The sequence below is a fragment of the Streptomyces sp. NPDC033966 genome (assembly GCF_055575955.1).
Map to the genome: position 1 here is coordinate 84,617 of NZ_JBVIRQ010000006.1, position 13,234 is coordinate 97,850.

Sequence of the window (13,234 nt, forward strand, 5' to 3'; positions counted from 1 at the left end):
TGCCGCTAACCCGCCACTGTCACCAGACATTTGACCAAATCGGCGTACCCTCCACGCCCCCTGTCCGCTCATGATGAAAAGACTCGTATGTCCAGGGAGGCGTAGTGATCGAACCTGGCAACAGCACCACGAGCACCACCGTGAGCGGCGTTCCCACCCCCCTCACGGTCGGGGTCGAGGAGGAGTTCCTGCTCGTCGACGCCACCACCTTGCGGGTGGTCCCGGCCGCACCGCTCGTCCTCGCCACCGCCGCCGGGCTCCCGCAGCAGCTGCACGCCGAGGGGACCCGGTACCAGGTGGAGCTCTCCACCCCGGTCGCGGATTCGGCGGTGACCCTCCGCGAGGAGCTCGCCGTCCTGCGGCGCGCGCTGTCCGCGGCGGCCCGTGCGCACGGCTGCCGGCTGCTGGCCGCTCCCTCGCCCGTCGTGGCGGTGGAGGGGCCCCTGCACCTGACCGACGACGAGCCGCGCCAGCGGGAGCAGCACCGGCGGTTCGGCGCGCTGACGGACACCCTGGTGAGCTGCGGCCGCCACATCCACATCGGCACCCTCGACGTGGACACCGCGGTGGCCGTGTCCAACCGGGTCAGACCATGGCTGCCCACGCTGATCGCGCTGGCCGCCAATTCCCCCTTCTGGGGCGGCCGGGACACCGGCCACTCCAGCTGGCGGGCGATGGCCTGGTCGGGCTGGCCCTCGGCGGGGCCGCCCCCGCACTTCACGTCCACGGCCCATTTCCGGCACTCGGTGGAGACCCTGCTCGGCTCCGGAGCGGCCCTGGACACCAAGATGGTCTACTGGGACCTCCGTCCGTCCGGGCACTGGCCCACGCTCGAACTCCGGGCGCCCGACATGTCCCCGGACATCGACACGGCCGTGCTCCAGGCGGAGCTGGGGCGCGCCCTGGTGACGTCGGCGCTGCGTGCCATCGCCGAGGGGCGGCCGGATCCGCCCGCACGGGACGACGTACTGCGTCTCGCGCGCTGGCGGGCGGCACACGACGGTCTGGAGGGCTTCGGCCTGGACCCGTACACGGGTGCCGAGGTGCCGGCGGCCGACCTGGCGGAGGCGCTGCTCGACCTGGTCGCCCCGGACCTGGCCGCAGTGGGCGACCTGGACCACGCGGCGAAGACCCTGGGCGGGCTGCTGCGCGACGGATCGGGGGCCGCCCGGCAGCGTCAGGTCTTCGCCCGCCGTGAGGACCTCACGGACGTGCTGCGCCATCTGGTGGAGGAGACGGAGAACTTCTGACCGGTCCGTCCGGCGGCCGCGGCCGCGGGTGCCCGCTCGGGGCGTCCGCGGCCGCGGCGCGTCTCAGAGCCAGCCGCGCTGGGCGGCACGCAGTCCGGCCTCGAAGCGGCTGGTGGCGTTGAGGCGTTCCATCAGCGCGGACATCTGGCGGCGGACGGTGCGCAGGGAGACCCCGAGCCGCTTGCCGGCGGCCTCGTCGGTCAGGCCGGAGGCCAGCAGCTTGAGCAGTTCGCGTTCGCCGGCGGTGATCCCGTCCTCGGCGGCCTGTTCGCGGGCGGCCCCGAGCGGGACGGCCTGCTCCCAGGTCTGCTCGAAGAGGCTGACGAGGGAGGCGACGATGCCGGGGGAGGTGGTGCAGAGGGCGCCGAGCCGGGAGTTCGCGGGGTCGATGGGGACCACGGCGGTCTTCCGGTCGAAGATCACCAGGCGGGGCGGCAGTACCGGGCTGGTGCGGACCTGCCCCCCGAGGTCGGTGCACCACTGCACGTAGGCCAGGTTGGCGGGGTCGTTGCGGACGCTGTCCTGGTAGACGGACCGGAGCTGGATGCCGCGCCGCAGGGCGTCCTCGTCGAGGGGCCGTGAGGCGTCCAGGCTCGCCTGGGACTGGGCTCCGCCGGGAATGATCGAGAGGCATTCGACGGTGAGGTCCCGGGCGAGGACCTCCAGCCGGGACTGGATGGCGTCGAGGCCCACGAGCCGTTCGGCGCCGTCGGATTCGGTGTTGGGCCGCAGGCCCGCGAACTCCGCGACGGCGCGGGCCGCCGCGGCCTTGCTGGCCGCCAGTTCCTGCTGGCGGCGGAGCAGGTCCTCTTCCTGGCGGCGCAGTATCTGCTCCAGCCCGGCCTCGGGGCTGACCGCCCGCAGCCCGCCCGCGTGGTCGCGCGAGGGGGTGAGCAGGTCGAGGTCGACGAGCCGGTCGAGCCCCTCGCGCACCTCCGCCTCGGTCATCCCCAGCCGTGCGCCCAATTCGGCCACTCCGCCGGTCGGATCGGCGAGCATCTCCCGGTAGACAGCCTCTACGAGGGTGTCAAGTCCCAACGCTTCCAGCATGCTTGTGCCCCCCGGCCTGTTGGTGCGACGGATGACTTTCCGCCGATTGTCTTGATCCTAAAGGTGCGCAGGTCGGGCCATAGACAGTCTCTTTCGATCTTCCCTCGGCGGCACCTTGGTGCCTGTCACCTTGGTGCCATCCGATTCCTCTTCTGCGCCTGTACGCGGGCCAGCAGGATGGTGTTCACCGGGACGGCGGGGCACGGAGCCCCAGGCCAGGGCCGAGAGGCCGGACCGGTGCAGTGCGCCAGCCGTACAACGCCGCAACCGCTTCGTGTTCCAGGGGGATCCATGTCTCGCACCGCTCGCCTGATCGCTGCCGCCGGCCTCACCGCCCTGCTGTCCTGCACCGCCGCCGTCACCGCCTTCACCGCCGGCCCGGGCCACATCACCTGGGACTCGGTCCAGGCGGCCACTGCGCCGGGCCACATCACCTGGGACTCGGTGCGGGCGGCGGGCCCCCAGACGATCGGCTCGGCCTCCGTCGGCGCGGACGAGCGCCTGATCGGCTGAGACCGGCCGCCGACGCCCAGGCGCCGAACGGGCGAAGACCGGCGGCGGGAGCCGACCACCCCGGCCCTGCCGTGACGTACGCCACACCCCGCCCGCACGGCCTCCCCCCGAAAACGCCGAAACCGCAGGTGCAATCGTTTCTGCACCTGCGGCTTGCGGTGGGGCGGGTGGGACTCGAACCCACGGCCGACGGATTATGAGTCCGCTGCTCTAACCGGCTGAGCTACCGCCCCTTTACGGCGTGGCGCGTACATGTGTGCGCGCCGTCTGCCGCAGCATAGCCGCTCATACGATCTCCTGCCTCGGATGCCCCGCATGATCGGCTGCGCTTGTTCAGAGAGACCGCACTGAAGGCTGCCCGGTTCCCGGATCAGGACAAAAAGAAAGAGGACCCTCCCGGGTCCTCTCCTCTTCCTGCTCCCCCGACTGGACTCGAACCAGTAACCTGCCGGTTAACAGCCGGCTGCTCTGCCAATTGAGCTACAGGGGACCGCGCTCCCCCGACTGGACTCGAACCAGTAACCTGCCGGTTAACAGCCGGCTGCTCTGCCAATTGAGCTACAGGGGATTGCTGCGGTGCACCGAACAGCCCACCTCCGGCCTTGCCGGGGGGCGAGCGCCCGTTGCGAGTCATAGATTAGCGCAAGCAGGGGGGTGCTCCGCCAATCGGTATCTCAGCAGGCCGGGCACCGAGACAACGAAGGGTGGCAGGCATGCGCTACAAGGTCACGTTCCTCGCCGGAGTAGCCCTCGGATACGTGGTGGGCGCGGCGGCGGGACGCGAGCGGTACGAGGAGATGAAGAAGTCCGCCCGGCGCATCGCGCAGAACCCGGCGGTGCGCAACGCCGCCGAGACCGCCGGGCAGACCGGGCGGCAGTTCGCGGGCAAGGCGTTCGCGGCGGTGGGCGACAAGGTCGGCGACGCCGTTCCCGACTCCGTGGCGAAGCACGTGCGGTCGCTGCGGGAGCGGAAGCAGGGCGTCGAGGACGAGTGGGGCACGAGCAACACCTGAGGCGGCTGGTTCCGGCCCGGCGTGCGGCAGAATTCTCCGCATGGGGATAGTCGCCGGGCTGGACAGCTCTTCCGCCTTCACTCGCATCGTCGTCTGCGACACGGACACGGGGGCCGTGCTGCGCCAGGGCTACGCGCCCCATCCGCAGCCCGCCGGTGAGACCGTCCCGTACGAGACCGACCCGCAGGCCTGGCTGCTCTCCCTCGGCGAAGCCGCCGGGGGCGGGCTGCTGGAAGGCGTCCAGGCCATCGGCGTCTCCGCGCAGCAGCACGGCATGCTGCCGCTGGACGCGCAGGGCGTGCTGGTCCGCCCGGCCCTGATCGGCAACGACAAGCGCGGCCAGGTCGCCGCCGCCGACCTGATCGGGGCGCTCGGCGGCAAGGCCGCCTGGGTGGCCGCCGTCGGCGCCGTCCCGCACGCCGCGCAGCCGATCACGAAGCTCGCCTGGATGGCCCGCAACGAGCCGGAGGCGGCGCGCCGGGTGGCGGTGGTGATGTCCCCGCACGACTGGCTCGTCTGGCAGCTGCTCGGCCGGCCCGCGCGCCGCACCACCGACCGGGCCGCCGCCTCGGGCACCGGGTACTGGTCGGCGGCCACCGGTTCCTACCGGCCCGACCTGGTCGAGCTGGCGCTCGGGCACCAGGCGCTGCTGCCCGAGGTGCTCGGCCCGTCCGACGCCGCCGGGATGACCCCCGAGGGGCTGCTGATCTCCGCCGGGACCGGGGAGACCACGGCCGCCGCGCTGGGGCTCGGCATGGCCCCGGGGGACGCGGTGGTCTCGCTGGGCGCCTCCGGTTCGGTGATGGCCGTGCACCACGAGGCCCTGTCCGACCCGGGCGGCCTGATCACCTCCCTCGCCGACGCGGGCGGCATGCACCTGCCGGTGGTGAACACCTCCAACGCCGTACGGGCCCTGCGCGGCACCGCCGACATGCTGGGCACCGACCTGGAGGGGCTGAGCGCGCTCGCGCTGAAGTCGACCCCTGGTGCACACGGGCTCGTGCTCCTGCCGTATCTGGAGGGAGAGCGGACCCCGAACCTGCCGCACACCGCCGGAACGCTGTCGGGGCTGCGCCGGGACTCGATGAAGCCCGAGCACCTCGCGCGGGCGGCGTTCGAGGGCATGCTGTGCGGGCTGGTCGACGCCCTCGACGTGCTGCGGCACCGGGGCGTGGGGATCCGCCGGGTGTTCCTGCTCGGGGCCGCCGCCGAGCTGCCCGCCGTACAGGCCGCCGCGCCGGGGCTGTTCGGGACCCAGGTGGTCGTGCCTGCTCCGGCGGACTACGCGGCGCTGGGCGCGGCCCGCCAGGCGGCCTGGGCGCTCGGGGTGCGGCAGGGCACGCTGGCCCCGCACGTCCCGCCGCTGTGGCCGGCCCCGCCGGCCCAGGTGTTCGAGCCGGGCGAGGACTACCCGGCCTGGCAGGCCGTCCGCCAGCAGTACGTCACCACGCGGGAGCAGCTGCACCCGGGGGCCTTCGGGTTCTAGGGCGGGGGTCCGGACATCCCCTAGTCCTTTTGACCGGGCTTTGCGAAATCCGGTGGGGTTCGGGCCACCCGTTGGCAGAAGATGGGGTGAACCCCCTCGATCTTGCCTACCGGAGCCTGCGCGTGCTCATACGACTGCTGCGGACCCACCTGGATCCGTACAAGAAACCCATCGCCGTACTGGTGCTGCTGCAACTCCTGCAGACCAGTGCGAGCCTCTACCTGCCCACCCTCAACGCCGACATCATTGACAACGGTGTCGTCAACGGGGACACCGGCTACATCCTGCGCTTCGGCGCGCTGATGCTCGGGGTCTCCCTCGTCCAGCTCGTCTGCAACGCCGGGGCGGTCTACTACGGGGCCCGCACCGCGGCCGCTCTCGGCCGCGACGTCCGCGCCTCCGTCTTCGACCGGGTGCAGAGCTTCTCGGCGCGGGAGCTGGGCCAGTTCGGCGCCCCCTCGCTGATCACCCGTACGACGAACGACGTCCAGCAGGTCCAGATGCTCGTGCTGATGACCTTCACCCTGATGGTCTCGGCGCCGATCATGTGCATCGGCGGCATCGCCATGGCGCTCTCGCTCGACGTGAAGCTGTCGGGCGTCCTGCTCGCGGTGGTGCCGGTGCTCGGTCTCTCGGTCGGCGCGATCGTATGGAAGACGCGGCCGCTGTTCCGCCAGATGCAGGACCGCCTCGACGTCGTCAACCGCGTGCTGCGCGAGCAGATCACCGGCAACCGCGTCATCCGCGCCTTCGTCCGCGACGGCTACGAGGAGGAGCGCTTCCGCCGGGCGAACTCCGAGCTGACCGCGGTCTCGCTGGCCTCCGGCAAGCTGCTGGCCCTGATGTTCCCGGTCGTCATCCTGGTCGTGAACATCTCCAGCGTCGCCGTCATCTGGTTCGGTGCGATGCGGGTGGACGGCGGCGGCATGGAGATCGGCCAGCTGACCGCTTTCCTCGCCTACCTGATGCAGATCGTCATGGCCGTGATGATGGCCACCTTCATGTTCATGATGGTGCCGCGCGCCGAGGTCTGCGCCGAGCGCATCCAGGAGGTCCTGGACACCGAGTCCAGCGTGGTCCCGCCCACCGACCCGGTGCGTACGCTCGCCCGGCGCGGGCAGCTGGAGCTGCGCGGCGCCGACTTCCGCTACCCGGGCGCCGAGGCCCCGGTGCTGCGCGGGGTGGACCTGGTGGCCCGTCCCGGCGAGACCACCGCGGTGATCGGCTCCACCGGCAGCGGCAAGTCCACGCTGCTGGGCCTGGTGCCCCGGCTGTTCGACGCGACCGGCGGTGACGTGCTGGTCGACGGGGAGGACGTGCGCCGGATCGACCCGGAGCTGCTGGCCCGGACGGTCGGCATGGTCCCGCAGAAGCCGTACCTGTTCTCCGGGACGATCGCCTCCAACCTGCGCTACGGGCGCCCGGACGCGACCGACGAGGAGCTGTGGCGGGCCCTGGAGGTCGCCCAGGCCAAGGACTTCGTGTCCGAGCTGGAAGGCGGCCTCGAAGCGCCCATCGCCCAGGGCGGGACGAACGTCTCCGGCGGCCAGCGCCAGCGCCTGGCGATCGCCCGCACGCTCGTGCAGCGCCCGGAGATCTACCTGTTCGACGACTCCTTCTCGGCCCTGGACTACGCGACGGACGCGGCGCTGCGCGCGGCGCTCGCCCTGGAGACCGAGGACGCGACGGTCGTCATCGTCGCCCAGCGGGTCTCCACGATCCGCGACGCCGACCGGATCATCGTCCTCGACGAGGGCCAGGTGGTGGGCGAGGGCCGCCACCACGAGCTGATGGCCGGCAACGAGACCTACCGGGAGATCGTGCTCTCCCAGCTGACGGAGGCGGAGGCCGCATGAGCGGGCCCGGAGGACGGATGATGATGGGGCCCGGCCAGCGGTCCCTGGACTTCAAGGGGTCCGGCAAGCGCCTGCTGGGCCAGCTGGCGCAGGACCGGGCCAAGCTGTGGGGCATGGTCGCCGCGGTGGTCGGCAGCGTCGGCTGCGCGGTGGTCGGGCCGAAGATCCTCGGCGAGGCCACCGACCTGGTGTTCGCGGGGCTCGTCGGCCGGCAGATGCCGGACGGCCTGACCAAGCAGCAGGCGCTGGACGGGCTGCGCGACAAGGGCCAGGACGGGACGGCGGACATGCTGTCCGGCACCGACTTCACCCCCGGGCAGGGCATCGACTTCGGTGCCGTCGGGGTCACGGCGCTGTGGGCGCTGGTGGTGTTCACCCTGGCGGGCCTGCTGATGCTGGTCGCCACGCGGCTGTCGAACCACGTGATGAACGGCACCGTCTACCGGATGCGCGAGGAGCTCCAGGCGAAGCTGTCGCGGCTGCCGCTGTCGTACTTCGACCAGCAGAAGCGCGGCGAGGTGCTGAGCCGGGCGACGAACGACATCGACAACATCGGCCAGACCCTCCAGCAGACGATGGGGCAGCTGATGAACTCGCTGCTCACGATCGTCGGCGTGCTGGTGATGATGTTCTGGATCTCGCCGCTGCTGGCGCTGGTCGCGCTGGTGACCGTACCGGTGTCGGTGGTGGTCGCGGCGAAGATCGGCAAGAGGTCGCAGCCGCAGTTCGTGGCGCAGTGGAAGAGCACGGGCGCGCTGAACGCCCACATCGAGGAGATGTACTCCGGCCACTCGCTGGTGAAGGTCTTCGGGCGGCAGAAGGAGTCGGCGGCGGTCTTCGCCGAGCAGAACGAGGAGCTGTACCGGGCCTCCTTCAAGGCTCAGCTGGTCAGCGGCATCATGCAGCCGGCGATGTTCTTCATATCGAACATCAACTACGTGCTGGTCGCGGTCGTCGGCGGTCTGCGGGTGGCCTCGGGCACCCTGTCGATCGGTGACGTGCAGGCCTTCATCCAGTACTCGCGCCAGTTCTCGATGCCGCTGTCGCAGGTGGCGTCGATGGCGAACCTGGTGCAGTCGGGCGTCGCCTCGGCGGAGCGGGTGTACGAACTGCTGGACGCGCCGGAGCAGGAGCCGGACGCGGAGGTCCCGGAGCGTCCGGAGGAGCTGCGCGGTCAGGTCACCCTCGACAAGGTGGCGTTCCGCTACGAGCCGGACAAGCCGCTCATCGAGAACCTCTCGCTGACGGTGGAGCCGGGCCAGACGGTCGCCATCGTGGGCCCGACGGGCGCCGGCAAGACCACGCTGGTGAACCTGCTGATGCGGTTCTACGAGGTCACGGGCGGGGAGATCGCCCTGGACGGGGTGGACATCGCGAAGATGACCCGCGAGGAGCTGCGCGGTGGGATCGGCATGGTGCTCCAGGACACCTGGCTGTTCGGCGGCACGATCGCGGAGAACATCGCGTACGGCGCCTCGCGGGAGGTGACGCGCGCCGAGATCGAGGAGGCCGCACGGGCGGCGCACGCGGACCGCTTCATCCGTACCCTGCCGGACGGCTACGACACGGTGCTCGACGACGAGGGCGCGGGCGTCAGCGCGGGTGAGAAGCAGCTGATCACCATCGCGCGGGCGTTCCTGTCGGACCCGGTGATCCTGGTGCTCGACGAGGCGACGAGTTCGGTGGACACCCGTACCGAGGTGCTGATCCAGAAGGCGATGGCGCGCCTGGCGCACGGCCGTACGTCCTTCGTGATCGCGCACCGGCTGTCGACGATCCGCGACGCGGACGTGATCCTGGTGATGGAGAGCGGCTCGATCGTGGAGCAGGGCACGCACGAGGAGCTGCTGGCGTCCGGCGGCGCGTACGCGCGGCTGTACGCGGCGCAGTTCGCGCAGGCGGTGGCCGAGGTCGACTGACCGGGCCGTGAACGGGTGGGGGCGTCCTGGGGGGGCGCCCCCTTTCCGTTTGCCGGTCCCGCTGGGGCGGGGTCAGTCGAGGTAGCCGCGCAGTTGGTCGGCGAAGGCGTGGTCGCGCAGCTTGTTGAGGGTCTTGGACTCGATCTGGCGGATGCGTTCGCGGGTGACGCCGAAGATCCGGCCGATCTCCTCCAGGGTGCGGGGGCGGCCGTCGGCGAGCCCGTAGCGGAGCTGGACGACCTTGCGTTCGCGTTCGCCGAGGGTGGAGAGGACGGCTTCGAGGTGTTCGCGCAGCAGGAAGAAGGCGGCGGACTCCATGGGGGAGGCGGCGTCGCCGTCCTCGATCAGGTCGCCGAGGGCGACGTCGTCCTCCTCGCCGACCGGGGCGTGCAGGGAGACGGGCTCCTGCGCGAGGCGGAGCACTTCCAGGACCCGCTCGGGGGTCAGTTCCAGGTGGACGGCGACCTCTTCGGCGGTGGGTTCGTAGCCGCGTTCCTGGAGCATGCGGCGCTGGACGCGGACGACGCGGTTGATGAGTTCGACGACGTGGACGGGGACGCGGATGGTGCGGGCCTGGTCGGCGAGGGCCCGTGACATCGCCTGCCGGATCCACCAGGTGGCGTAGGTGGAGAACTTGTAGCCGCGGGCGTAGTCGAACTTCTCGACGGCCCTGATCAGGCCGAGGTTCCCTTCCTGGACGAGGTCGAGCATGGTCAGTCCGCGGCCGACGTAGCGTTTGGCGACGGAGACGACGAGCCGCAGGTTGGACTCGATGAGCCGGCGTTTGGCCATCCGGCCCATGACGACGAGTTTGTCGAGGTCGACGGCGAGCTGGGAGTCGAGGTCGGTGGCGCCGGCGAGTTTCTCCTCGGCGAAGAGTCCCGCTTCCACGCGCCGGGCGAGTTCGACCTCTTCGGCGGCGGTGAGCAGCGGGATCCTGCCTATCTCGCGCAGGTACTGGCGGAAGAGGTCGGCGGAGGGCCCGGTCCCGGCGCCGTTGTCGCGGGCGCGCACGCGCTGCGGGGGTACCGGTTCGATGAGTTCGAGGACCTCGGGCTCCTCGTCCCCGGTGTCCTCCACCGTGTCGGCCTCGGCCTCGGGATCCGGATCGGAGGCGTCGTCGGCGGGGCGGCTCGCGTTCACGGTCAGGGTCTGGGTCTGCACGGGGGCGACCTCCAGGGCTCCGAGGACGGTGGCACCGCACCTCAGTGTGGGGTACGACACATCGCTGCCACGAGGGGCGTGCGAGCACTTTCTGAGCCCGCTGCGTGACGGATGGTTACCCCCTGGCGGGAATCCCGATGCGGATCGGACTCATGTCCGACCGGAGTTACGCGGGTTCCACGCGGACCGCGCAGACCTTGAACTCGGGCATCCGCGAGACCGGGTCCAGGGCCGGGTTGGTGAGGGTGTTGGCGCGGCCCTCTCCGTACCAGTGGAACGGCATGAACACGGTGTCGGCGCGGACGGTGTCCGTGACGCGGGCCGGGGCGACGGCCCGCCCGCGGCGGGAGGTCACCGCGAGCGGGGTGCCGTCGGTGACGCCGAGGCGGGCGGCGAGGCGCGGGTGGAGTTCCACGAAGGGGCCGGGGGCGGCGGCGTTGAGTTCGGGCACGCGGCGGGTCTGGGCGCCGGACTGGTACTGGGCGACGACGCGGCCGGTGGTGAGCAGCAGCGGGTACTCGGCGTCGGGGACCTCGGCGGCGTCGCGGTGGGAGACGGGGGTGAAGCGGGCCCGGCCGTCGTCGGTGGCGAAGCGGTCGAGGAAGAGCCGGGGCTGTCCCGGGGAGCCTTCGGGGCAGGGCCAGAAGACGCCCTGTTCGGCTTCGATGCGGGAGTAGGAGATGCCGGAGTAGTCGGCGGGGCCGCCTTCGGAGGCGCGGCGGAGCTCTTCGAAGACCTCTTCGGGGTCGGTGGGGAAGCCCTTCTCCACGCCGAGGCGGGCGGCGAGTCCGTGCAGGACGTCCAGGTCGCCGCGGACGCCGGGGGGCGGGGTGAGGGCGCGGCGGCGGAGCAGGACGCGGCCCTCCAGGTTGGTGGTGGTGCCGGTCTCCTCCGCCCACTGGGTGACGGGCAGGACCACGTCGGCGAGGGCGGCCGTCTCGGAGAGGACGACGTCGGCCACGGCGAGGAAGTCCAGGGAGCGGATCCGGTCCTCGACGTGGGCGGCGCGGGGGGCGGAGACCACCGGGTTGGAGCCCATGAGGAGGAGGGCCTTGACGTCGCCGCCGAGGGCGTCGAGGAGTTCGTACGCGCTGCGGCCGGGGCCGGGCAGGCTCTGCGGGTCGACGCCCCAGACGCGGGCGACGTGTTCGCGGGCGGCGGGGTCGGTGAGCTTGCGGTAGCCGGGGAGCTGGTCGGCCTTCTGGCCGTGTTCGCGGCCGCCCTGGCCGTTGCCCTGGCCGGTGAGGCAGCCGTAGCCGGAGTGCGGGCGGCCGGCGCGGCCGGTGGCGAGGCAGAGGTTGATCCACGCTCCGACGGTGTCGGTGCCCTTGGACTGCTGCTCGGGTCCCCGGGCGGTGAGGACCATGGCGGAGGAGGGGGTGCAGAACAGCTCGACGGCGCGGCGCAGTTCCGGGACGGGGATCCCGGTGATGCGCTCGACCAGTTCGGGCCAGTGGGCCATGGCGGCGGCCCGGGCGTCCTCCCAGCCGGTGGTGCGCTCGTCGATGAACTCCTCGTCGGCGCGGCCTTCGGCGACCACCAGGTGCAGCAGTCCGAGGGCGAGGGCGAGGTCGGTGCCGGGGCGCGGGGCGAGGTGCAGGTCGGCCTGCTCGGCGGTACGGGTGCGGCGGGGGTCGACGACGATCAGGGTGCCGCCGTTGGCTTTGAGTTCGGTGAGGTAGCGCACGAAGGGGGGCATGGTCTCGGCGGGGTTGGAGCCGACGAGGATGACGCAGCCGGTGCGGGGGATGTCTTCCAGCGGGAAGGGCAGCCCGCGGTCGAGGCCGAAGGCCTTCTGGTGCGCGGCGGCGGCCGAGGACATGCAGAAGCGGCCGTTGTAGTCGATCTGGGAGGTGCCGAGGGCGACGCGGGCGAACTTGCCGAGGGCGTACGCCTTCTCGTTGGTCAGGCCGCCGCCGCCGAAGACGCCGACGGCGTCGGGGCCGTGGGCGCGGCGGGTACGGGCGAGGCCCTCGGCGACGGCGTCGAGGGCCTCCTCCCAGGTGGCCGGCACGAGCGGGCCGCCGGCGTGGGTGCGGATGAGCGGCTCGGTCAGGCGTACCCGGGAGGAGAGCACGGCGGGGGCGGTGCGGCCCTTGCCGCACAGCGCGCCCCGGTTGACGGGGAAGTCGGCGCGCTCCTCGACGGTCACCGCGTCGCCTGCGGGGGCGGGGCGCAGGTTCATGCCGCACTGCAGGGCGCAGTAGGGGCAGTGGGTGGGGGTCGCCGTCGCGGTGTGCATGTCCCCAGGGTGTGCCGGGGGTGTTACGAGGGGGCTTCACCTCGCGTTACGTGTGGGGTACGGCGGTCTCCCTGCCCCCGGCCCCGCACGGTGAGCCGGACCCGATGACGCCCCGGCCGCCGCCGGGCGTGGCTACGCTGGCGGGGCCAGGGCTGGAGGAGACATGACCGCCACGCTTCCCGAGTGGCTCTACCCGCCGCGCCCCAGCGGCTGGGAGGCCGACGACCTCGACCACATCCCGAACCTGCCCCGTCACACCGAACTGATCGACGGAGCGCTGATCTTCATGGTGTCGCCCCAGCGGGCCTGGCACGACCGTGTCATCCGCCGCCTGACCGCCGCATTGGAGGACCAGGCATCGGAGGACAACACGGTCGCGGCGCAGATGACCGTGCGCCTGAGCGTGAAGAGCCGTCCGGAGCCCGATGTCATCGCCGCGACCGTCGCCTACGACCCGGACCGGACCTGTTTCCTGCCCGAGGACGTCGCGCTGGTCGTCGAGGTGGTCTCCGACGAGTCGCAGGAGCGGGACCGGGAGACGAAGCCCTTCAAGTACGCCCGGGCCGGGATCCGGCACTTCTGGCGCATCGAGGAGGAGCACGGCCTCCCGGTGGTCCACGCGTACGAGCTCGACGACACGACCCGCGCCTACGTCGCCACGGGCATCCATCGGGACCGGGTCAAGACGAGCGTGCCCTTCGACATCGACATCGATCTGGCACGCCTCGCGCGGTGAGGCCG

The 13,234-nt window shown here is 71.8% G+C and carries 10 protein-coding genes and 3 tRNA genes; 7 read left to right on the top strand and 6 right to left on the bottom strand.

Features of this window, described 5'->3' with window-relative positions; all coding sequences use genetic code 11:
- Nucleotides 1-104 precede the first annotated feature (104 nt).
- The gene (locus ACZ518_RS18595; protein WP_469114081.1) at nt 105-1,250 is read left to right on the top strand and encodes a carboxylate-amine ligase; all 1,146 of its coding nucleotides are present in this window, start codon (nt 105-107) and stop codon (nt 1,248-1,250) included.
- 63 nt (nt 1,251-1,313) lie between these two features.
- Here ACZ518_RS18595 and ACZ518_RS18600 read toward each other — a convergent pair whose 3' ends face one another.
- The gene (locus tag ACZ518_RS18600) at nt 1,314-2,300 is read right to left on the bottom strand and encodes a helix-turn-helix transcriptional regulator (RefSeq protein WP_469114082.1); all 987 of its coding nucleotides are present in this window, start codon (nt 2,298-2,300) and stop codon (nt 1,314-1,316) included.
- Between the two features lie 291 nt (nt 2,301-2,591).
- Here ACZ518_RS18600 and ACZ518_RS18605 point away from each other — a divergent pair, with 291 nt between their 5' ends.
- Entirely contained in the window at nt 2,592-2,813 is a 222-nt protein-coding gene (locus ACZ518_RS18605; protein ID WP_469114083.1) for a hypothetical protein, read from the top strand.
- A 159-nt stretch (nt 2,814-2,972) separates the two neighbouring features.
- Here the strand turns inward: ACZ518_RS18605 and ACZ518_RS18610 are convergent.
- The 3 genes from ACZ518_RS18610 to ACZ518_RS18620 all read right to left on the bottom strand — a co-directional run bounded on the left by ACZ518_RS18610 (nt 2,973) and on the right by ACZ518_RS18620 (nt 3,381).
- A tRNA-Ile gene (locus ACZ518_RS18610) sits at nt 2,973-3,046 on the bottom strand.
- Between the two features lie 184 nt (nt 3,047-3,230).
- A tRNA-Asn gene (locus ACZ518_RS18615) sits at nt 3,231-3,303 on the bottom strand.
- Nucleotides 3,304-3,308: 5 nt separating this feature from the next.
- Nucleotides 3,309-3,381: transfer RNA gene (locus ACZ518_RS18620), tRNA-Asn, on the bottom strand.
- Nucleotides 3,382-3,526: 145 nt separating this feature from the next.
- On the opposite strand from ACZ518_RS18620, the gene ACZ518_RS18625 reads away from it, so the two are divergent.
- The 4 genes from ACZ518_RS18625 to ACZ518_RS18640 all read left to right on the top strand — a co-directional run bounded on the left by ACZ518_RS18625 (nt 3,527) and on the right by ACZ518_RS18640 (nt 9,087).
- The gene (locus tag ACZ518_RS18625; protein ID WP_469114084.1) at nt 3,527-3,826 is read left to right on the top strand and encodes a YtxH domain-containing protein; all 300 of its coding nucleotides are present in this window, start codon (nt 3,527-3,529) and stop codon (nt 3,824-3,826) included.
- Nucleotides 3,827-3,866: 40 nt separating this feature from the next.
- Entirely contained in the window at nt 3,867-5,312 is a 1,446-nt protein-coding gene (locus tag ACZ518_RS18630) for an FGGY family carbohydrate kinase (protein ID WP_469114085.1), read from the top strand.
- A gap of 122 nt (nt 5,313-5,434) precedes the next feature.
- Nucleotides 5,435-7,168, top strand: a complete 1,734-nt coding sequence (locus tag ACZ518_RS18635; protein WP_469114442.1) for an ABC transporter ATP-binding protein — start codon at nt 5,435-5,437, stop codon at nt 7,166-7,168.
- Entirely contained in the window at nt 7,165-9,087 is a 1,923-nt protein-coding gene (locus tag ACZ518_RS18640; RefSeq protein WP_469114086.1) for an ABC transporter ATP-binding protein, read from the top strand. Before ACZ518_RS18635 ends, ACZ518_RS18640 begins: the two co-directional genes overlap by 4 nt.
- Before the next feature lie 72 nt (nt 9,088-9,159).
- On the opposite strand, the gene ACZ518_RS18645 is transcribed toward ACZ518_RS18640, so the two are convergent.
- Together ACZ518_RS18645 and ACZ518_RS18650 are read right to left on the bottom strand one after the other, a co-directional pair.
- Nucleotides 9,160-10,311, bottom strand: a complete 1,152-nt coding sequence (locus ACZ518_RS18645; RefSeq protein ID WP_469114087.1) for an RNA polymerase sigma factor — start codon at nt 10,309-10,311, stop codon at nt 9,160-9,162.
- Between the two features lie 106 nt (nt 10,312-10,417).
- On the bottom strand, nt 10,418-12,493 hold the full coding sequence (locus ACZ518_RS18650) for a molybdopterin oxidoreductase family protein (RefSeq protein ID WP_469114088.1): 2,076 nt from the start codon (nt 12,491-12,493) through the stop codon (nt 10,418-10,420).
- A gap of 163 nt (nt 12,494-12,656) precedes the next feature.
- Between ACZ518_RS18650 and ACZ518_RS18655 the strand changes: the two genes are divergently transcribed.
- Nucleotides 12,657-13,229, top strand: a complete 573-nt coding sequence (locus tag ACZ518_RS18655; RefSeq protein ID WP_469114089.1) for a Uma2 family endonuclease — start codon at nt 12,657-12,659, stop codon at nt 13,227-13,229.
- Nucleotides 13,230-13,234: the final 5 nt, after the last annotated feature.

Excerpts from the sequence above, each read along its gene's own strand:
- ACZ518_RS18640 (WP_469114086.1), top strand. The coding sequence starts at position 7,165 with ATGAGCGGGCCCGGAGGACGGATGATGATGGGGCCCGGCCAGCGGTCC.
- ACZ518_RS18630 (WP_469114085.1), top strand. The coding sequence starts at position 3,867 with ATGGGGATAGTCGCCGGGCTGGACAGCTCTTCCGCCTTCACTCGCATC.
- ACZ518_RS18625 (WP_469114084.1), top strand. The coding sequence starts at position 3,527 with ATGCGCTACAAGGTCACGTTCCTCGCCGGAGTAGCCCTCGGATACGTG.
- ACZ518_RS18650 (WP_469114088.1), bottom strand. The coding sequence starts at position 12,493 with ATGCACACCGCGACGGCGACCCCCACCCACTGCCCCTACTGCGCCCTG.
- ACZ518_RS18600 (WP_469114082.1), bottom strand. The coding sequence starts at position 2,300 with ATGCTGGAAGCGTTGGGACTTGACACCCTCGTAGAGGCTGTCTACCGG.
- ACZ518_RS18605 (WP_469114083.1), top strand. The coding sequence starts at position 2,592 with ATGTCTCGCACCGCTCGCCTGATCGCTGCCGCCGGCCTCACCGCCCTG.
- ACZ518_RS18655 (WP_469114089.1), top strand. The coding sequence starts at position 12,657 with ATGACCGCCACGCTTCCCGAGTGGCTCTACCCGCCGCGCCCCAGCGGC.